Source organism: Micromonospora sp. NBC_01796 (assembly GCF_035917455.1).
In the GTDB taxonomy this organism is placed as follows: Bacteria; Actinomycetota; Actinomycetes; order Mycobacteriales; family Micromonosporaceae; genus Micromonospora_G.
In genome coordinates this window covers 7,744,572-7,764,229 of the sequence record NZ_CP109078.1, presented here as the reverse complement: position 1 = coordinate 7,764,229, position 19,658 = coordinate 7,744,572, and the positions used below count along the sequence as shown (strand labels likewise).

General features: G+C 70.3%; 18 protein-coding genes. 8 read left to right on the top strand and 10 right to left on the bottom strand.

All coding sequences use genetic code 11. The features are described 5' to 3' along the window. Positions 1 to 25: 25 nt before the first annotated feature. From OIE47_RS34480 to OIE47_RS34455, 6 genes are all read right to left on the bottom strand, one after another. Entirely contained in the window at positions 26 to 256 is a 231-nt protein-coding gene (locus tag OIE47_RS34480; RefSeq protein WP_326558728.1) for a ferredoxin, read from the bottom strand. Beyond that, positions 250 to 1,458, bottom strand: a complete 1,209-nt coding sequence (locus tag OIE47_RS34475; RefSeq protein WP_326558727.1) for a cytochrome P450 — start codon at positions 1,456 to 1,458, stop codon at positions 250 to 252. Before OIE47_RS34475 ends, OIE47_RS34480 begins: the two co-directional genes overlap by 7 nt. A gap of 195 nt (positions 1,459 to 1,653) precedes the next feature. Further along, positions 1,654 to 3,756 carry a xanthine dehydrogenase family protein molybdopterin-binding subunit gene (locus tag OIE47_RS34470; protein WP_326558726.1) on the bottom strand — a complete coding sequence of 701 codons (2,103 nt, stop codon included), beginning with the start codon at positions 3,754 to 3,756 and terminating at the stop codon, positions 1,654 to 1,656. Then, entirely contained in the window at positions 3,753 to 4,745 is a 993-nt protein-coding gene (locus OIE47_RS34465; protein WP_326558725.1) for an FAD binding domain-containing protein, read from the bottom strand. Before OIE47_RS34465 ends, OIE47_RS34470 begins: the two co-directional genes overlap by 4 nt. After that, a complete protein-coding gene (locus OIE47_RS34460; RefSeq protein ID WP_326558724.1) occupies positions 4,742 to 5,278 on the bottom strand; it encodes a 2Fe-2S iron-sulfur cluster-binding protein in 537 nt (178 codons plus the stop codon). Before OIE47_RS34460 ends, OIE47_RS34465 begins: the two co-directional genes overlap by 4 nt. A gap of 75 nt (positions 5,279 to 5,353) precedes the next feature. Beyond that, positions 5,354 to 6,031: an HAD family hydrolase gene (locus OIE47_RS34455; RefSeq protein ID WP_326558723.1), complete on the bottom strand. Its 678-nt coding sequence runs from the start codon at positions 6,029 to 6,031 to the stop codon at positions 5,354 to 5,356. 273 nt (positions 6,032 to 6,304) lie between these two features. On the opposite strand from OIE47_RS34455, the gene OIE47_RS34450 reads away from it, so the two are divergent. After that, positions 6,305 to 7,585: a L,D-transpeptidase gene (locus OIE47_RS34450; RefSeq protein ID WP_326558722.1), complete on the top strand. Its 1,281-nt coding sequence runs from the start codon at positions 6,305 to 6,307 to the stop codon at positions 7,583 to 7,585. A 305-nt stretch (positions 7,586 to 7,890) separates the two neighbouring features. Next, complete coding sequence (locus OIE47_RS34445) at positions 7,891 to 9,777, top strand: Xaa-Pro dipeptidyl-peptidase (protein WP_326558721.1); 1,887 nt, start codon at positions 7,891 to 7,893, stop codon at positions 9,775 to 9,777. Positions 9,778 to 9,875: 98 nt separating this feature from the next. Here the strand turns inward: OIE47_RS34445 and OIE47_RS34440 are convergent, their stop codons facing one another. Together OIE47_RS34440 and OIE47_RS34435 are read right to left on the bottom strand one after the other, a co-directional pair. Next, a complete protein-coding gene (locus OIE47_RS34440) occupies positions 9,876 to 10,100 on the bottom strand; it encodes a helix-turn-helix domain-containing protein (protein ID WP_326558720.1) in 225 nt (74 codons plus the stop codon). Next, on the bottom strand, positions 10,100 to 10,696 hold the full coding sequence (locus OIE47_RS34435) for a DUF2975 domain-containing protein (protein ID WP_326558719.1): 597 nt from the start codon (positions 10,694 to 10,696) through the stop codon (positions 10,100 to 10,102). Before OIE47_RS34435 ends, OIE47_RS34440 begins: the two co-directional genes overlap by 1 nt. A 133-nt stretch (positions 10,697 to 10,829) precedes the next feature. Between OIE47_RS34435 and OIE47_RS34430 the strand changes: the two genes are divergently transcribed. After that, on the top strand, positions 10,830 to 11,693 hold the full coding sequence (locus OIE47_RS34430; protein ID WP_326558718.1) for an NAD-dependent epimerase/dehydratase family protein: 864 nt from the start codon (positions 10,830 to 10,832) through the stop codon (positions 11,691 to 11,693). A gap of 24 nt (positions 11,694 to 11,717) precedes the next feature. Here OIE47_RS34430 and OIE47_RS34425 read toward each other — a convergent pair whose 3' ends face one another. Then, positions 11,718 to 12,872, bottom strand: coding sequence for a phospholipase D-like domain-containing protein (locus OIE47_RS34425; protein WP_326558717.1), 1,155 nt, complete (start codon positions 12,870 to 12,872; stop codon positions 11,718 to 11,720). A gap of 164 nt (positions 12,873 to 13,036) precedes the next feature. Here OIE47_RS34425 and OIE47_RS34420 point away from each other — a divergent pair, with 164 nt between their 5' ends. After that, entirely contained in the window at positions 13,037 to 13,726 is a 690-nt protein-coding gene (locus OIE47_RS34420; protein ID WP_326558716.1) for a helix-turn-helix transcriptional regulator, read from the top strand. Between the two features lie 73 nt (positions 13,727 to 13,799). Here OIE47_RS34420 and OIE47_RS34415 read toward each other — a convergent pair whose 3' ends face one another. Further along, a complete protein-coding gene (locus OIE47_RS34415) occupies positions 13,800 to 14,192 on the bottom strand; it encodes a VOC family protein (protein ID WP_326558715.1) in 393 nt (130 codons plus the stop codon). Positions 14,193 to 14,479: 287 nt separating this feature from the next. Between OIE47_RS34415 and OIE47_RS34410 the strand changes: the two genes are divergently transcribed. The 4 genes from OIE47_RS34410 to OIE47_RS34395 all read left to right on the top strand — a co-directional run bounded on the left by OIE47_RS34410 (position 14,480) and on the right by OIE47_RS34395 (position 19,594). Further along, on the top strand, positions 14,480 to 14,626 hold the full coding sequence (locus tag OIE47_RS34410) for a hypothetical protein (protein WP_326558714.1): 147 nt from the start codon (positions 14,480 to 14,482) through the stop codon (positions 14,624 to 14,626). A gap of 19 nt (positions 14,627 to 14,645) precedes the next feature. Next, positions 14,646 to 16,097, top strand: a complete 1,452-nt coding sequence (locus OIE47_RS34405; protein WP_326558713.1) for a class I SAM-dependent methyltransferase — start codon at positions 14,646 to 14,648, stop codon at positions 16,095 to 16,097. After that, a complete protein-coding gene (locus tag OIE47_RS34400; RefSeq protein WP_326558712.1) occupies positions 16,090 to 18,156 on the top strand; it encodes a sulfatase-like hydrolase/transferase in 2,067 nt (688 codons plus the stop codon). The genes OIE47_RS34405 and OIE47_RS34400 overlap by 8 nt, the downstream gene beginning before the upstream one ends. A 154-nt stretch (positions 18,157 to 18,310) precedes the next feature. After that, the gene (locus tag OIE47_RS34395) at positions 18,311 to 19,594 is read left to right on the top strand and encodes a citrate synthase (RefSeq protein WP_326558711.1); all 1,284 of its coding nucleotides are present in this window, start codon (positions 18,311 to 18,313) and stop codon (positions 19,592 to 19,594) included. Positions 19,595 to 19,658 lie beyond the last annotated feature (64 nt).

The window sequence follows — 19,658 nt, the reverse complement described above, 5'->3', positions numbered from 1 at the left end:
GCCGGATCCCACCGAGCGGTGCCGGTCAGGGCTCCGGTGCGATCAACCGGTCGTCGGTCGAGTCCCGTACGGTGATCGCCTCCACCGGGCAGGAGTCGGCCGCGGCGGCGACCTCGTCGGCCGGGATGATCGTCTCGGCGACCGGGGTGGACAGCCCGTCGACGAGGACGAAGTGCTTCGGTGCCGCCCCGGCGCAGACCCCGGAGCCGATGCAGCGGCGCGAGTCCACCCGGACCCGCCAGGCGGGGCTCACCATTCGACCGGCATGTGCTTGAGACCGCGGACCAGCATCCCGCTCTTCCAGGGCAGCTCCGCCTCCGGCACGGCCAGCCGCAGTTCGGGCAGCCGGTCGAGCAGCGTACCGATCGCGACCTGCAACTCCATCCGGGCGAGCTGCGCGCCGAGGCAGTGGTGTACGCCGTGCCCGAAGCCCAGGTGCGGGTTGTGCTCACGGGTGAGGTCGAGCCGGTCCGGGTCGCCGAAGACCCGGTGGTCCCGGTTCGCCGAACCGAGTTCGACGATCACCGGTTCACCGGCGCGGACCAGCACACCACCGAGTTCGACGTCCTCGAGGGCGTACCGGGCGAAGCCGGAGGCGGCGCCGAGCGGCACGTGGCGCAGCAGTTCCTCGATCGCACCGGGGAGCAGTGTCCGGTCGGCCCGCAGCCGGGCCAGCTCCTGCGGGTTACGGAGCAGGGTGTAGACGAAGTTCGGGATCTGGGTCACGGTCGTCTCGTGTCCGGCGGCGAGCAGACCGGCCGCGAGCTGCACCATCTCCTCCTCGGTCAGCCGCCCCTCGTCGGAGTCGCGGGCCCGTACCATCGCGCCGAGCAGGTCGTCGGTGGGTTCCTCGCGACGCTGCGCGATCAGCCCACCCATGTACGCGTACAGGTTGCCGTAGTACTCCTGGATGGTTTCCGGGGACAGCGAGGTGGTCGACACGATCGCCTCGGACCAGAGGTGGAACTTGTGCTCGTCGGCGACCGGCACCCCGAGCAGTTCGCAGATGACCCGGATCGGCAGCGGGGTGGCGAAGTCCTCGACCAGGTCGGCCGGGGGACCGGTGTGGACCAACCCGTCGACCAACTCGTCCGCGATCTGCTGCGTACGCGGCCGCAACTGCTCCACCCGTCGGGCCGTGAACGCCTTGGCGACCAGCGTACGGATCCGGGTGTGCTCGGGCGGGTCCATGCTGAGGATGCCGGTCGCCAGCCGCTGGGGCGTGCTCCGGGGTTCGTCGTGGGCCGTGGCGGCGGCCCGGCTGAACCGGGGATCGCCGAGGACGACCCGTACGTCGGCGTAGCGGGTGGCCAGCCAGGCTTCCTCGCCGTACGGCATCCGGATCCGGGTCAACGGTTCGTGCTCACGTAGCTCGGCGTACTTCGGGTCGAGGTCCAGCCGTTCGGGCGGGTTGAACGGGTAGGCGTGGGCGCTCGACACCTGCTGAATTTCCGTCACCGGGGGCTCCCTGTCGTCAGATGGCGCGTTCGCTTGGGACGCGTATGACGTGCGGTTGCGCGACACGACACCAAGACCTACCTCGGGTCATGCTCCGGGTACGGATGGTAGCGAAACGGGTGGATTCGCGCTACTGGTGGTTATCGATACCTCGATCGACAGTGACGACGGCCGGTGGCCGGACACCCGCCGACGCTAGCCCCGCAGCGCGGTGACCCGGGGCAGCAGCTTGTCCAGCCGGACCGGCAGTTCGCGGATCCGTACGCCGGTCGCGTGGTACACGGCGTTCGCGATGGCGGCGGCCGAACCGACGATCCCGATCTCCCCGACGCCCTTGACCCCGAGCGGGTTGAGATGCGGATCGTCCTCCTCGACCCAGTCCGCCTCGATCCGCTCGACGTCCGCGTTCGCGGTGATGTGGTACGAGGCGAAGTCGTGGTTGACCCAGTCGCCGAAGCGGGGGTCGAGCAGACCCTCCTCGTGCAGCGCCATCGAGATGCCCATGGTCATGCCGCCGATGAGCTGGGACCGGGTGGTGGTCGGGTTCACCACCCGCCCGACCCCGAACATGCCGAGCATCCGGCCGACCCGGATCTCACCACTGTCCACGTCGACGCGTACCTCGACGAAGTGGGCGCCGAAGGCGTAGCGCACGTACGAGCGGTCCGCCGAGAGGGCGTTCGTCTCCGGGGTGGTGTTCGCCTCGACCCGTACCTCCCGGGTGGGCGGCCGGTCGCCGAGCCGGTCCCGCAGCGCCCGGCAGGCCTTGCTGACGGCCCAACTCCAGGACGCCGTGCCGGTCGAGCCGCCGGCCAGCGGGGCCGGTGGGAGTCGGCTGTCACCGATCTCGATCCGTACCCGTTCCGGGGGCGCGCCGAGCGCGTCGACGGCCACCTGCCAGAGGGCGGTACGCGCTCCCGTACCGATGTCGGCGGCGTTGGTCCGGACCACGTAGGTGCCGTCCGGGTTGGCCTGGGCCGAGGCGGACGAGGCACCGGCGCGGGCCGGATAGCTGCCCCCGGCCACACCGGTACCGACCAGCCAGCGCCCCTGCCGCCGGACGCCGACGGTCGGGTCCCGGTCCGCCCAGCCGAACCTCTCCGCGCCCTCGCGCAGACAGGCGACCAGGTTGCGGCTGCTGTACGGGATGCCCTCCTCCGGGTCGACCCGGGCGTCGTTGCGGATCCGCAGTTCGACCGGGTCCACCCCGCAGGCCACCGCCAGTTCGTCCATCGCCGACTCCAGCGCGAACGAGCCGGGGCACTCACCCGGTGCCCGCATCCACGACGGCGTCGGTACGTCCAACCGGGTGATCCGGTGCGTGGTTCGCCGGTGCGGGGCCGCGTACATGCCGCGGGTGTAGACGGCGGTCTGCTCGGCGAACTCGGTCAGGGTGGAGGTCTGGCTGATCGCGTCGTGGGCGATGGCGGCGAGCCGGCCGTCCGCGTCGGCACCGAGCCGGATCCGTTGGATGGTCGGGGTGCGGTAGCCGACCAGCGAGAACATCTGCTGGCGGGTAAGGGCCAGCCGGACCGGCCGGTCGACCGCGAGGGCGGCCATCGCGGCGAGCACGGACTGGCAGCGCGGTGTGCCCTTGGATCCGAAGCCGCCGCCGACGTGCTTGCTGATCACCTGCACCGAGTCCGTTGGCAGGTCGAACAGCCCGGCCAGGACCTGGGCGACGGGCGTGGACCCCTGGTTGGAGTCGTGCACCACCAGCGTTCCGTCGCGCCACTGGGCGGTCGCGGCGTGCGGCTCCATCGGATTGTTGTGGTACGCCGGAGTGCGGTACACGTGGTCGACCCGTACCTCCGCGGCCTCGTACCCGGCCTCGAAGTCACCGAGGGCGGTGTCGGTGGGATAGGACGGGTTCACGTGGTCGGGTGAGTACAGGCCCGGATGCGTCTCGGTCAGTACGGTGCTGTGCGGCAGCGTGTCGTAGTCGACGTGGACCAGGCCGGCGGCCTCCCGGGCGGCTTCCAGCGACTCGGCCACCACCAGGGCCACCACCTGACCACGGAAGTGCACCTCGGGTCGCTGCAACAGGAACAGGTCGACGTTCGTCTCCGAGTGCAGCCGGGGCGCGTTGGCGTACCACAGCACGGTCAGCACGCCGGGTGTGGCGAGGGCGGCGTCGGCGCCGACCCGGGTGATCCCGGCCCGCACCACGTCGGCCTGCACGGGCCAGGCGTACACGACGCCGTCGACCGGGTACTCGACGGCGTACCGGGCCGCGCCGGTGACCTTCTCCCGCCCCTCCAGCCGGGTGTGCGGACGGCCGACGGTCGGGGCGCTCACCGGGTCGCCGCCTCGGCCAGGTCGGCGAGCGTACGCACGGTCAGGTTGTGGATCAGCGACACCTTGAACCCGTTGTTCGGCAACGGACGCGCGGCCGCCAGTTCCTCGTCCGCGGCCAGGCCGAAGTTCTCCATCGTGGCCGGTTGACCGCGCAGCGCCTCCTCGGCCAGCCGGGCCCGCCAGGGTCGGTGGGCCACCGCGCCGTACGCGATCCGCACCTCGCGGACGAGGCCGCCGTCCAGGTCGAGCACCGCCGCCACCGACCCGGCGGCGAAGGCGAACGAGGCCCGGTCGCGTGCCTTGCGGTAGGTCGAGTGCCGGGCGTACGGGAGAGCCGGGATGCGTACGCCGGTGATCAGCCCACCGGGTGCCATGGTCGTCTCGAGGTCCGGGCGGTCGCCGGGCAGCCGGTGGAACTCGGTCAGCGGGATCTCGCGGGCCCCGTCCGGCTCCAGGACCTCGACCCGGGCGTCCAGGGCGGCGAGTGCGACCGCCATGTCGGAGGGATGGGTGGCCACGCACGACGTCGACCAGCCGAGGATGGCGAGGTCCCGGTTCTGGCCCTCCAGCGCGGAGCACCCGGTTCCGGGTTCGCGCTTGTTGCACGGCTTGCCGACGTCCTGGAAGTAGACGCACCGGGTACGTTGCAGCAGGTTGCCGCCGACCGTGGCCATGTTGCGCAGTTGGCCGGAGGCGGCTGCCAGCAGGGCCCGGGTCAGCACCGGGAAGTCCCGTCGGACCACGGGATGGGCGGCCAGGTCGCTGTTGCGTACGGTCGCGCCGATCCGCAGGCCCCCGTCGGACAGTGGCTCGACCGAGCCGAGCGGTAGCCGGGTCACGTCGACCAGCAGCCGGGGGCGTTGCACGCTCAGTTTCATCAGGTCGACGAGGTTCGTACCGCCGCCGAGGTACGCCGCCTCGGACTCGCCGGCCACCATCCGTACGGCCTCGGCCGGGTCGGTGGCCCGGTGGTAGCGGAAGGTCCTCATCGCACCGCCTCCGCCGTGGCGGTGGCCCGGATCGCCGCCACGATCTGCGGGTACGCCGCGCAGCGGCACAGGTTGCCGCTCATCCGCTCCCGGATCTCCTCCTCGGTGAGGCGGACCGGTCCGGCGGCGAGGTCCCCGGTCACCACGCTGGGCCACCCCTTGCGTACCTCGTCGAGCATGCCGGTGGCCGAGCAGAGCTGTCCGGAGGTGCAGTAGCCGCACTGGAACGCGTCATGGTCGATGAAGCACTGTTGCAGCGGTTGCAGGTCGTCGCCGTCGGCCAGGCCCTCCACGCTCACCACCGCCGACCCGGACGCGGCCACGGCGAAGATCAGGCAACTCTTCACCCGGCGCCCGTCGAGCAGTACGGTGCACGACCCGCACTGGCCGTGGTCGCACCCCTTCTTCGCCCCGATCAGCCCGAGATGCTCGCGCAGCGCGTCCAGCAGGGTGGTCCGGTTGTCCAGCCGGAGCCGGTGCTGCTGGCCGTTCACCGCCAACGTGACCGACGATCGCTCTGTCTCCTCGGGCATACCGATCGCACCTCCCCGTTTCTCCGAATACGCGCAGATTATCCGGTTTACAACGGGGTGGAGGGTCGATCCGCCTTAAGCGTCGCTCGGTCCCGCCCCCGGCGCCGCGTCCCGTACGGCCTGGTCGGTCAGGTCGCGGATGGTCGGGATGACCAGGGTGGCGAGCTGTTGTGCGTCCGGGTCGATCGGGTACGAGGCGTGCGGCACCGCGATCACGCGGGTCCCGGCGGCGCTGGCCGACCGTACGCCGTTGGAGGAGTCCTCGACCGCGACGCAGCGGGTGGGGTCGAACCCCAGCCGCTCGGCCACCCGCAGATACACGTCGGGCGCCGGCTTGCCCCGCGGGACCTGTTCGGTGGAGAGCGTCACCGAGAAGGCATCGGTGAGCCCGGTGGCCCGCAGCGCGGCCTCGATCAGCCGGGCCGGGGACGAGCTGGCCAGTCCCATCGGCCAGGTCGCGGCGAGCCGGCGTACCACCTCGTCGGCACCGGCGATCAGCGGTACGTGCTCCAGGTAACGCCGGGCCATCTCGTCCACCACCTCGGTGGCGACCTGCTGTGGTGAGCGGTCCACCCCGAGTTCCGTGCTGAGGTACCGGGCCCACTCGCCGGTGCTCATCCCCATCAGCCGGCGTTGGCTGTCCGGCTGCCACTGGCCGCCGTGATCGGCGACGTAGCGCCGGCGGACCTCCTCCCACACCGGTTCGGAGTCCACGATCACGCCGTCCAGGTCAAAGATCACCGCGTCCGTCACAGGCCCATCGTGCCCGATCCCGCCCCACCCGTGTCGGCGGGTTGCTCCGACCGACCGTGATCCCGCCTCGTGGACCGCGCCGACATACCCGGATCCGACTGGTCTATCCGCCGCCGGACCGGGTAACCGCGTTCTGTCCGGCAACAACGCGTTCTGTCCGGCATCAATTCGAATGCGCGATGCGCACTTCGATTCTTCTGTTCCGAACCGACGCGGTGCCCGCGACTCTCGTTACACAATGTGGCGAGACGCTAGCGGAATGGGGTGGGGATCATGACAAAGAGGCGTCGGGCCACAATTCTGGTGGCGATGGTCGCTACCGCGTCACTGGCCCTGGTGGGGTGCACCAGTGAGCAGGACAAGAAGGAAGCCGCGAAGGCGGCGGTTCCGCCGCCGCAACTCGCGATCAGTCCTGCGGCGAATGCGAAGGACCTCCCGATCAGCACCGAGGTCGGCCTGACCGTCACCGGCGGGAAGGTCACGGCGGTAACGCTCACCGACGACAAGGGTGGGAAGGTCGCGGGCTCGTTGCGTACGGACGGTTCGTCCTGGCTGCCGGACAAGGCGCTGAAGAACAAACAGCGCTATACGGCGCAGGTCACCGCAACCAACGACGCGGGCAAGGAAGTGACCCGGACGACCAACTTCACCACCATGGGCAAGCCGGACAGGGAAATCTTCTCCACCCTTTATTTCCAGGACAAACGGACGTACGGGGTGGCGATGCCGGTAACGGTCGACTTCGACCCGGGAGTCCCCAAGGAACAGCGTGCCGACGTACAGAAGCGGCTCTTTGTCACCACCACTCCGGCGCAGCCCGGTGCCTGGCACTGGACCGAGGACGGACAGCAGGTCTTCTACCGGGCACCGGACTTCTGGAAGGCCGGTACGACGATCAGCGTCAAGGCCATGCTCGACGGGGTGCCGATGGGCAAGGAGGGGTTCGGTGACGCCGACCGGACCGCCACCGCCAGGATCGGCAGCAAGGTCTCGTTGGACATCGACAACGACACCAAGCAGATGTCGGTGTTCAAGGACGACAAGCTGGTCCGCAAGATCCCGGTCAGCCTCGGCAAGTCGAGCACCCCGACGTCCAGCGGCAAGATGGTGATCATGGAGAAGCACGAGCAGACGGTCTTCGACACGACCGGCTCGGCCGACCCGTACGTCGTCACCGTGCAGGACGCCCAGCGCCTGACCTGGGGCGGCGAGTTCATCCACTCGGCGCCGTGGTCCGAGGGTGATCAGGGCAGCACGAACGTCTCGCACGGCTGCACCAACGTCTCCGCCGCCAACGCCGCCTTCCTGATGCGGACAACCCAGGTCGGTGACCTGGTGACCGTGCGCGGGACCGAGGTCCAGCTCGAGGACGGCAACGGCTGGACCGCCTGGAACATGGACTGGGACGAGTACGTGAAGGGCAGCGCGCTGCCCGTACCGCAGGATCTGAAGCCGGCAGCCGCGCCGCCGGCCGCCGCCGGTGCGCCCGCGCCCAGCGGCCCGCCGGCGAGCAACCAGCCGCCGGCACCGGCACCGTCGAACCCCGGCGGCTGACCCCGCCGGAACGTACGCCGGGCGGTGAAGCCGACGGGGAGCCCACCCCGTCCGGCCTCACCGCCCGGCTTTTCGGTAGGCCCCGCCCGACCGTGCACTGTGGCCACCGACATCGCGCCGGTCCCGTCGGGACCGGCGATTCCCGTCCCGGGTACCCGCTTGCGGTACGGGCAACCGGAAACCCGGTACGCCCGCGATTGATCGACTACGGGCGTCGACGCGCCTAGCATGTGTGGCCGATGGAACCAACTCGATTCGTCCCCCTGACCGGTTCCGGCCACGAGCCCGATCGAAGGGAACTGCCCATGCGTCGACCCCGTCACCCGGTGCTGCTCACCGCCATCCTGACCGGCACGCTGGTCCTGACCGCACCCGTGGCGCCCGCCGCCGCCGGTACCCGTACGCCCCCTCCGACCATTGTGGTCAGTGACGGGATGACCCAGCCGGTCTTCTCGCTCGCCGACGCGATCGAGGAGCGGGTGTTCGTCCAGACGCCGCTGGACACCGATCACGACGGTCGCCTCGACCGGGTCGCGATCGACATCTCCCGCCCCGCCGAGACCGCCACCAGGGGCTTCAAGGTTCCGGTGATCTTCGAGCACAGCCCGTACCGCAAGGACACCTGGGACGACGTGCCGTACCCGAGCGTGCTGGTGGACGAGCTGCCGCAGAACGGGCTGACCGGCCGCAACGGTGCCCGTTCGGCCGCCGGCGAGCAGGCCCAGCGCGCGATCGCGAAGGCCAACCTCCCCGGATCGCTCGACGACTACTACGTGCCCCGCGGTTACGCCGTGGTGCTCGGCCAGAGCATCGGCACCGGTGACTCGGACGGCTGCCCGACCAGCGGCGACCGGGCCGAGACCCTCGGCACCAAGGCCGTCATCGACTGGCTCAACGGCCGGGCGAGGGGATTCGACGCCAGCGGGGCTCCGGTCACCGCCGGCTGGACCACCGGCTCGGTCGGCATGACCGGGGTCTCCTACAACGGCACCCTGCCCAACATGGTCGCCACCACCGGGGTGAAGGGACTCAAGACGATCATCCCGGTCTCGGCGATCAGCAGCTGGTACGACTACTACCGGGCCAACGGCCTGGTCGTCGCCCCCGGCACGTACCAGGGCGAGGACGCCGACATCCTGGCCCAGTACACCGCCGGGCAGGCGCGAGCCGAGGGAACCTGCGCCGACGAGATCGCCGAGATCACCAGGGAGCAGGACCGGGTCACCGGTGACTACACCCGGTTCTGGCAGGAGCGGGACTACCTCGGCGGCGCGCGTGACGTGAAGGCCAGCGTGTTCGTCGTACACGGGCTCAACGACTGGAACGTCAAGACCGAGAACTTCGCCGGCTGGTGGGACCAGCTCGCCCGGTACGACGTACCGCGCAAGATCTGGCTGCACCAGGGCGGGCACGGTGGACCCGGCAGTGGCGCCACCGTACCGCTGCCGGACGGCAGGTCCTGGACCTACAAGCAGACCGAGAACCGCTGGTTCGACTTCTGGTTGTGGGGGGTGCGCAACGGAATCATGGACGAGCCGACCGCGGTGGTCCAGCGTGAGAACCGCGCCTACACCACGTACGCCAACTGGCCCGACCCCGGCGCACGCGAGGTCGACCTGCGCCTCGCCGCGACCAGCGCGACCCAGCCCGGCACCCTGACCACCGGAAAGCCGCCGAAGGGCAAGGTCGAGCAGGGGTTCGTCGACGAGGGGCGGACCATCGCGCCGACCCAGTTGGTGGCCCAGCCGGACACCGCCAGCCCGAACCGGTTGGCCTACACCTCGCCCGTGCTCGCCCAGGACGTCCGGCTCTCCGGCCGGCCCGAGATGCGGCTGCGGCTGGCGATCGACAACAAACCCGACGCCAACCTGACCACCTACCTGGTCGACTACGGTCCGGCCGGGTCGACCGCCGCGCCCGTCGTGGTGACCCGAGGGTGGACGGATCCGCAGAACCGCAAGGACGCCGACCGCACCGAGAAGGTCAAGCAGGGCAAGTTCTACGACTACAGGTGGACCCTGGAGCCCAAGGACTACATCTTCGCCGCCGGACACCGGATCGGCGTGGTGGTCTTCTCCAGCGACCAGGAGTACACCCTGCTCCCGCTGGGCGGCACCCGCCTGCGGGTCGCGCCCAACGAGAGTGAACTGCGTATTCCCGTGGTCGGCGGACGGTCCGCGCTCGGCTTCTGAGCGTCCGCGCCACACTCGATCGGCCGCCGGGGATCCTTCCCCGGCGGCCGATTGGCTGTCCTGGATGGCGGTCCGGTGCGGCCGATGACCGCTACCCGTCAGGATCGGCGGACGGTGAGCAGGTCGCCCGGCTGGCAGTCCAGTTCGTGGCAGAGCGCGGTCAGGGTGCTGAACCGGATCGCCCGCGCCCGCCCGTTTTTCAGGACGGACAGGTTGGCGAGGGTCAGGCCGACCCGGTCGGCCAGTTCGGTGAGGGTCAGGCCGCGTTCGGCCAGGAGCTTGTCGAGATGTACGTCGACGCGGTGATCCTCCTCGGGCGGCATCAGATCACGGTCTCCAGTTCGGTCCGCATCGTCAGTCCGCGCTTGACGATCTCGGCGATGGCGAAGAACCCGAAGCCCAGCAGCAGGAGCAACCCGGTCCGGGTCAGGTCCAGCGTCGCGGACTGCTCGCCGTCCGCGGTGACCCGCGCGGTCAGTTCGAGCGAAGCGATCAGCTGTACGAGCTGCGCCAGGACGCCACCGACGAGGGCGACCCAACCGATCCGGCGCAGCCGCCGGACCGTACCGGTGGCGAACGGATCCCCGCGACGGGCGCGGCGCAGCACGGTCCAGAGCAGGACCAGCACCGCCGCCGCGACGGCCAACATCGGCAGCACGGTCAGGTGGTACGCCACGAGCTGGCCCGGTGTGGGGTCCGCGACCCGCACCTCGACGTCACCGTCGACGACGACTCCGGCGCGCAGGCCAGCCGTGGCATCGGCGACGCCCGCTACCGCATCGGCCGGAACCCGGGCGGTCACGGGCCCGCCGTCCGCGAGCGTGACGACGTTGAACGCGATGATCCCGGCCAGGACGACCAGGGCGACCACCACGACACCCTGCAGTTCAGCTAGCCAGTCAGGGTTGCGGAATCTCATGAGACACCTCCACCTTATCGATTAGCGATATCTCGATAATCGATAAGTCGACGGCTCTTGTCAACCCACCGGCGCAGGAGCAGCGGGGCGGGCCCTAAGTTGGTCGCATGATCTCGTGTTTGGGTGCGGCACAGTGGTGACCCGGGTGGCGGTCACCGGCGGGAGCGGCAAGCTCGGTCGGGCGGTTGTCGACGACCTGCTCGACCACGGTTACCAGGTGGTCAACCTCGACGCGGCGCCACCCGCGACATCGCGGTGCCCGTACACGAGGGTGGACCTGGCCGACTACGGCCAGACCATCGAGGCGCTCAGCGCGATCGACGACCGGCACGCGGGCGTGGACGCGGTGGTGCATCTCGCCGCGATCCCCGCACCGGGCCTGCGGACCAACTCGGCGACGTTCCACCACAACATCACCGCGACCTACAACGTCTTCACCGCCGCCCGCGCGGTCGGGATCCGGAACGTGGTCTGGGCCTCCAGCGAGACGCTGCTCGGGCTGCCGTTCGACACCCCGCCGCCGTACATCCCGATCGACGAGGAGTACCCGGCCCGTCCGGAGAGCAACTACGCGCTGGTCAAGCACCTGGAGGAGGAACTCGCCGGGCAGCTCTGCCGGTGGCAGCCGGACCTCAAGATGATCGGCCTGCGGTTCTCGAACGTGATGGAGCCGGCCGACTACGCCGCCTTCCCGGCCTTCGACGCCGATCCCGGGCTGCGCAAGTGGAACCTGTGGTCGTACATCGACTGCCGGGACGGCGCCCAGGCGGTCCGCCTCGGACTGGAGCACCAGGGGACCGGGGTCGACGTTTTTGTGATCGCCAACGCCGACACGGTGATGAGCCGTCCCAGCGCGGAACTGGCCGCGGAACTCTTCCCGGAGGTCCCGCTGACCCGCGAACTCGTCGGCAACGAGACCCTGATGTCGATCGACAAGGCCCGCCGGGTGCTGGGCTACGAGCCCCGGCACTCCTGGCGTGACCAGGTGACCGTCTGATCCGGAGCGCCCGACCCGTCCCGGCTAACCCGTCCCGGCGAAGCGTTCGCCCGCGTCGATGATCCGCTGGATCTCGGCCCGGAAGAAGCCGGTCAGCTCGGCGCACCGGCCGAGGTCGACCGGGCCGCCCTCGCTGGCGGGCAGATCCGGGTACGGGCTGCCGAGCACGAAGATGTTCTCGTCGTTGTACTGGTTGGCGGGTGCGGTGTAGTTGAACGAACCGGCGATCACCGTACTGTCGTCGATCGTCATGAGCTTGTGGTGGAGTTTGCCGAACGCGGGTGACCTGATCGGGGCGTAGAGGGCGATCTGGGCCCGGTTCAGGTCGTGCGTCGCGGCCCACCGCTGCGCCCCCTGGCCCGGGTCCACCGCGCCGGTGACCGTACGGCCGGCGGCGGCCAGGGCGATCATGGCGTCGTCCAGGCCGGACGAGCCGGCGAAGGTGAAGACGGCGAAGTCCACCCGGCCGGTGGCCTTCAGCATCTGCTTCATGATCTCCAGCTCCGGCGCGTGGTCCGGCGCGAAGAGCACCTTCACCGGTATCCCGCCGAGGTTGTAGGCCCGGGGCACCTTCCCGTGCGCGCCGCGACCGAACAGCCCGGCGCGGAGCTGGGTGAACTCGCCCGCGTACTCCTGGCAGATCCGGGCGTCGTGGAAGGTCACCACGTGGTTGAGGTTGCGGTGGCAGTCGGTGCCGGTGAAGTTGGCCGACCCGGACAGCACCGCCGACGTGGCTCCGGCCCGTCTCCGGTAGTCGCGGACGATGAACTTCTGGTGGAAGATCGCCGGGTTGTAGTCGGCCTTGACGTCGACGGCGCAGCGCAGGAGCGCGGCCATGATCTTGCGGTTGGGCTCCAGACTGCGGGCGCCGGGTTCGGCCGCCCACTGGACCCGCCGCTGGGCGGCCTGCGCCGATTCGCCGGCGCGCGCCGCCACCTTGGGCACCTTGGCCGTACGGAGATAGTCCTGTTCGAGCACGATCCGGATGTCGACACCACGGAACCTGGCGTCCAGCAGTGCCTGTGCGATCGGCTCGGAGTCGAGTTCCTGTACGGCGACGTCGAGGGAGTCCCTGGCGTCGTCGATGAACCCGACGATGACCTGTTCGAGATCGTCGGCGGCGCCGAGTTCGGGCGGCCCGACGAAGGCCTCAATCTTGCCCGCGGCGAAACGTGTCATAGCTGTCAGGCTGACACTCCGTAACCCTCGGTAGTGTCGGCTTCCAGGACACCGGCAGTGCCGGAAGACGCACCAGCGGCACGAGCACCGCATTCCGACCCACCTGGCCGGGTCCCGGCGGGCCGCAGACCAGGCCGGTCGCCGGTGCTGGCAGGCTGGGGGACATGTACCGGGAGACCACCTCCGCGCTGGTGCGCGGGGCCGTCCTGTGGTGGAGCACGGCGACGCCGGGGGCGGCACCGGTCCGGGTCCTGCCCGACGGGTGCATGGACCTGATCTGGTCGGAGCGGCACGGGCTGCTGGTGGCCGGGCCGGACACCACCGCCCAGGTCGGGACCGCCACGGGGGAGCGGTACGTCGGACTGCGGTTCCCGCCCGGCACCGGGCCAGCCGTGTTCGGTCTGCCCGCGTACGAGCTGCGCGACCAGCGGGTCCCGCTCACCGCGCTCTGGTCCGACTCCCGCACCCGTGAGCTCGACGAGCGGGTCGCGTACGCGGACCGCCCCGAACGCCTGCTGGAGTCGGTGGCGGCGGCCCGGCTGGGTGACGGTGGTGGCCCCGACCCGATCGCCCGTACGGTGGTCGCCCGGTTGGATGCCGGTGACGACGTGGCCGGCACCGCCGCCGACCTCGGCCTCGGCCCCCGCCAACTCCACCGGCGCAGCCGGGCGCTGTTCGGCTACGGGCCGAAGACACTGGCCCGGATCCTGCGCATGCAGCGGGCCGTGGCGTTGCTCCGGGCCGGAGTGCCGGCCGCCGACACCGCGGTACGGACCGGCTACGCCGACCAGCCGCACCTGTCCCGGGAGATCCGGGCGCTGACCGGCGTCCCACCCCGCGACCTGATCACCTAGCCGCCCGGGATCGTGCCGGTGATCGGGTCACCGAAGCCGCGAGCGGTAGACCGGGTTGGAGCTCTCGGCGCGGTCAGGTGAGCGGGGCGAAGAGGTCCACCCCGTTGCCGTCCGGGTCGAGCAGGGTGGCGTAGCGCTGGCCCCAGAAGGCGTCCCAGGGTTTGAGATGCCCGGTGTAGCCGGCCTCGGTCATCTCGGCGTACGCCGAGTCGACCTCGGCGGGGTTCTCGCACCGGAAGGCGAGAGTGATCCGACCGTGGCCCGTGGGCATGGACCAGCTCGGGTCGATCGAGGAGGTCATCTCCGCGGTGTCCCAGGCCAGACGCAGCCCGCCGGGAAGAAGTGCCTCCACGTGCGGATCTCCGTCCGAGTCGGCCGGGATCTCCAACCCGAGGCGGCGGTAGAAGGTCAGCGAGCGGCCCATGTCGGCAACGACCAGGGCAATCACATCCAGTTGAGGTGGCATTGCCCCACCCTAGGGTCGCCGGTCGCCGCCGGTCTTGAAGGAATCGGACACCCGTTCGTGGAGTGCGAATCGGACACCCTGCACCAGGTCCGCAGTGCGAGTGCGAGCAGGCGATCTCCGGCGTACGGTGTGGTTAACGGCACCTGAAGCCCAGATGAGCAGGGGGTTGCCGGCACTGGACGACCCTTCGCGACACGCCGACGCGGACGGCTCCCGGCCGGCGCGGTGGGCTCGTGGTGCCGTCCGACGTATCAACATGCGGGACGAAAATGAAAGGGGCGGCCGAGATGGACCTGGCCTATCTGGATGCCGGATCCGGCAGTCTCATCGTGCAGGCGGTGATCGGTGGTGCCGCCGGGGTCGCCGTCGCGGCCAAGCTGTACTGGCGCCGGCTGGTCGGCCGGTTGCGCCGGCAGCCGGCCGAGAAGGACTGAGAGCGGGGCCCGGTCGCAGATGTCCCCGCCACCACTTTCCACATCGGAGGCCGGCGTACGCGCGGAGCCGAGCTCGTTCCGCGACCCCGGCAACCGGGTCTTCTACCTCGACGGGCAGGTGCTGCGCGGGCTCGACCGGCGGGCCACCGAGGACTGGCACGCGCTGGCGGCCAGCGAGTTCTTCCCACCCCTGCTCACCGCCGGCAAGGTCTGCGGCACCGAACCCGTCGACCGGGACATCCTGTCGATGCCCGACGACACCTCCTGGGACACGGTGCTGCGGCACGAGCGGATACCGTTCGTCTCCTACCCGTACGAGTGGTCGTTCGGGATGCTCCGGGACGCGGCGCTGCTGCACCTGGAGATCCTCACCGCCGCGTTGGACTGCGGGTTCACGACCAAGGACGGTTCGGCGTACAACCTGCAGTGGCGGGGCGCCACGCCGGTCTTCATCGACATCGGTTCCTTCGAACGGGCGCGCGACGGCGAGCCCTGGGCCGGCTACCGGCAGTTCTGCCAGACCCTGCTCTACCCGCTGATGTTGCAGGCCCACCTCGACCTGGACTTCCAGCCCTGGCTGCGATCCCGGATCGACGGCGTCGAACCCGGCCAGATGCGCCGGGTCTTCGGCGGCACCCGCCGGTTCTCCGCGGGCGTCCTCAAGCACGTGTACCTGCACGACGCGATGCAGGCCCGGCACGCCGACGCGAGCACCGGGACGGTCCGGGCCGAACTGCGCGACGCCGGCTTCTCGCGGGACCTGGTGCTGTCGGGCGTACGGGCGGTGGAGAAGCTGGTCCGCCGGCTGGACTGGCAGCCCCCGGCGAGTCACTGGGAGCAGTACCGCCAGACCTGTGGCTACTCCGACGCCGATCGGGAGCGCAAGGAGCGTTTCGTCGAGTCGGCGCTGGCCGGGGCGGCCCCGCGACTCGTGCTCGACCTGGGCGCCAACGACGGCGACTACTCCCGCCTCGCCGCCCGGCACGCCGCGTACGTGGTGGCGGCGGAGAGCGATCCGGCGGTGGTCGAGCACCTCTACCGGCGCCTGCGGGCCGACGGTGAACGGCGGATCCTGCCGCTGGTGCTCGACCTGGCCGACCCCTCGCCCGGCGGGGGTTGGGGCGGTGTCGAACGGGCCTCCTTCGCGGCCCGCGCCGATGTCGACGCGGTGCTCGCCCTGGCCGTGATCCACCACCTGGCCATCGGCCGCAACGTGCCGCTGCCCCGGGTTGTCGACTGGCTGGTCGGATTCCTGGCGACCGCCGGTCCGCGCGGTCGGCTGGTGGCCGAGTTCGTCCACCCGGAGGACCCGATGGCCCGGCGGCTGCTGGCCAACAAGCCGGCCGGTCTCTTTCCGGACTACCGCCGGGAGGAGTTCGAACGGTTGCTGGCCCGGCGGTGCGACATCACCGCACGGGAGGAACTTCCGTCGGGCACCCGGACGCTCTACGTCGGGGTGCCGCGTGGCTGACCCGGCCACCCCGCGTAGCCGGGGCCGGCTGTCCCGCTGGTGGCGCTCGGAACTTCCCGCGTTCCTGGAGATCGTGGCACTCTGCGGGCTGGTGATCACCCAGCCGCTGCTCGACGTCACCGGACGCAGCCCCGACTTCTTCCTCTTCTACGGCGCCGGGCCGGTGGAGATCCTGCTGCTGGTGGCCGCCTTCACCGTCCCGATCCCGGTGCTGGTCTGGGGGGTCGGCGCGCTCACCCGGCTGATCGGGCCGGTGGTCCGGGGCGTCGTGCACACCGTGTCGCTGGGGCTGCTGCTCGCCGCGCTCGCGATCCAGGTCGGCAAACACCTGCTGCCCTGGCGAGGGCTGCCGTTGGCACTGGTCGCGCTGCTCGTCGGCGCCGCCGGGGCGTACGCGTACCGGCGCTGGCGGGCGGCCGGACAGCTACTGCGGATCGCCGCCGCCGGCCCGCTGGTTTTTGTCCTGCTCTTCGTCTTCGCCTCGCCGGCCTCGGCGGTCGTGCTGCCGGCCGAGCGCGGCTCGGGTCCCGGCGCCGCGCACGAGTCGGCCAGCCATCCACCGGTGGTGATGCTCGTCCTGGACGAGTTGCCGCTGGTCTCGCTGCTCGGCGAGGGCGGGACGATCGACGCGACCCGGTTCCCCAACTTCGCCGCACTGGCCGGCGGATCGACCTGGTACCGCAACGCCACCGGGGTGAGCGGGTGGACCCCGTACGCGCTGCCGGCGATGCTGACCGGCCGCTACCCGTCGTCGGCGCGGGCACCGCACTACTCGCAGTACCCGGACAACCTGTTCACCCTGCTGGGCGGAACCTACGACCTCAAGGTCCAGGAGAGCATCAGCCAGCTCTGCCCGCCGAGCGAGTGTGCGCGGCGCGAAACGCCGGTCCGCGGTGGTCTCCAGGTCCTGCTGCGGGAGAGCGTCGGACTGCTCCGCCAGATCGTCTCGCCCGTCGACGTACCCGACGACCCGGAGTCGTCGTACCGGGAGGCCACCCGCCAGGAGGCGGAACTCGAGGAGCAGGAGCAACAGCCGGCACCGACCGACCCGAGGTTCCGGTGGGGAGAACTGGACGTCAACCAGCCGGCCCGGTTCACCCGGTTCCTCGCCGACCTGCGTCCCGCCGAACGGCCCACGCTGCACTTCCTGCACCTGCTCATGCCGCACACCCCGTGGAACTACCTCCCGTCGGGCATGCGGTACGACTCACCGCCGGGCATGCCCAACGACGGTGACGGTTGGGTGGAACTGGCCCGCCAGCGTCACCTGCTGCAACTCGGGTACACCGACCGGTTGATCGGTGAGACCCTCCGTACGCTGCGTGAGTCCGGGCTCTACGACGACGCCCTGGTGGTGGTGACCGCCGACCACGGCCTCAGCTTCACGCCCGGGGTCCAGGGGCGGGGCCGGGCGTCGATCGACCGGTCCCCCGGCGAGGTGGCCTGGGTACCGTTGTTCGTCAAGGAGCCGGGGCAGCGGGACGGGCGGATCGACGACCGCAACTGGGAGCACGTCGACCTGCTGCCGACCATCGCCGACCGGGCGCAGGTCCGGATTCCCTGGTCGGTCGACGGTCTGGTCGCGCCGGACGTCAGCCGGGAGCGGACGGAGAAACGGTTCCACGACCAGCCCACGTTCGCCCTGCAGCTCCCCGGCGAGACCTTCGCCGACGTGCTCAGCGGCGCCGCCCGGCCGAAGCTGCCCGCGCCCCCGTCACCCGAGCTGATCGGGCGTCGGGTCGCTGACCTGCCGGTCAGCGACGACCGGACCGGGGTCAGCGTGATCAATCGGGACGCCTTCGACAACATCGACCCGAACGGCGGGCGGCTGCCCGCGCTGGTCTGCGGCACGGTCCCGGACTCGGTGCGTACCGGCGCCAGGATCGCGGTCGCGGTCAACGGCCGGATCGGGGCGGTTGTCCCGGTGGTCGACCCGGACAAGAACGGTCGTCGCTTCGGTGCCCTGGTGAGCGACGAGTCGCTGTTCGTCCCCGGTGCGAACAAACTGGAGTTGTTCCTGGTCAGCGACGGTGCCGAGTTGCGCCGGTTACGCCTGTGACTTAGGCGACATTCAAGGCGACAGTTTCGCAAGTGGGGTGATGCGTGACGCATCCCTCACCGCTCGACCATGGCCAGGTGTTGGTTCCGCGCCACGATTACCGTAGGAACAGAGGCAATTCAACGAAGATTTTGCCGCCGAAGCGAGGAACCACATGACGGATGTCAAGCTCGACCACCCCGGCGGGCAACTGTCTATGCCGGTGCGGCCCGCTGTCGAGGGCCCGTCCGGGATCGGCGTCGGCAAGCTGTTGGGGGAGACCGGGTACGTCACCTACGACCCGGGTTTCGTCAACACCGCCGCCTGCTCCTCGGAGATCACCTACATCGACGGAGATGCGGGCATTCTCCGCTACCGCGGATACCCCATCGACCAGCTGGCGGAGAAGGCCTCGTTCCTGGAGGTCTCGTACCTGCTGATCTACGGCGAGCTGCCCACCGCCCAGCAGCTCACCGAGTTCAGTGAATGGATCCGCCGGCACTCGCTGCTCCACGAAGAAATGCGGCGGTTCTTCGACGGGTTCCCGCGCGACGCGCACCCGATGGCGGTGCTCTCCTCGGCGGTGAGCGCCATCTCGACCTTCTACCAGGACAGCCTGGACCCGTTCGACCAGGAGCACGTCGAGATCTCCACCGTGCGCCTGATGGCCAAGGTGCCGACGATCGCGTCGTACGCGTACAAGAAGTCGATCGGTCAGGCGCAGCTCTACCCGGACAACTCCCTCGGGTACGTGGAGAACTTCCTGCGGCTGACGTTCGGCGTACCGGCGGAGGAGTACGAGGTCGACCCGGTTGTCGCCCGCGTCCTCGACATGCTGTTCGTGCTGCACGCCGACCACGAGCAGAACTGCTCCACCTCCACCGTCCGGCTGGTCGGCTCCAGCCAGGCCAACCTGTTCGCCTCGGTCTCGGCCGGCGTGAACGCGCTCTTCGGTCCCCTGCACGGGGGCGCGAACCAGGCGGTACTGGAGATGCTGGAGGGCATCCGCGCCGACGGCGGGGACGTTCAGGCCTTCGTCCGCCGGGTCAAGGCCAAGGAGCAGGGCGTCAAGCTGATGGGCTTCGGCCACCGGGTCTACAAGAACTACGACCCGCGGGCGGCCATCGTCAAGAAGGCCGCGCAGGACGTACTCGCCCGGATGAACAAGCCCGATCCGCTGCTCGACCTCGCGCTGCAGCTCGAGGAGATCGCGCTCGCCGACGACTTCTTCGTGTCGCGTCGGCTCTACCCGAACGTGGACTTCTACACCGGCCTGATCTACAAGGCCATGGGGTTCCCGACCAAGATGTTCACCGTGCTCTTCGCGCTCGGCCGGCTGCCCGGCTGGATCGCCCAGTGGCGCGAGATGATCTCGGACCCGGAGACCAAGATCGGCCGTCCGCGGCAGCTCTACACCGGTGCCGGCGAGCGGGCGTTCGTCCCGGTCGACCAGCGCTGAACGGTGCCACCGGTACAACTCTGAGCCGTGACACCACCGGCCGCCGACGCCCTCGGGCATCGGC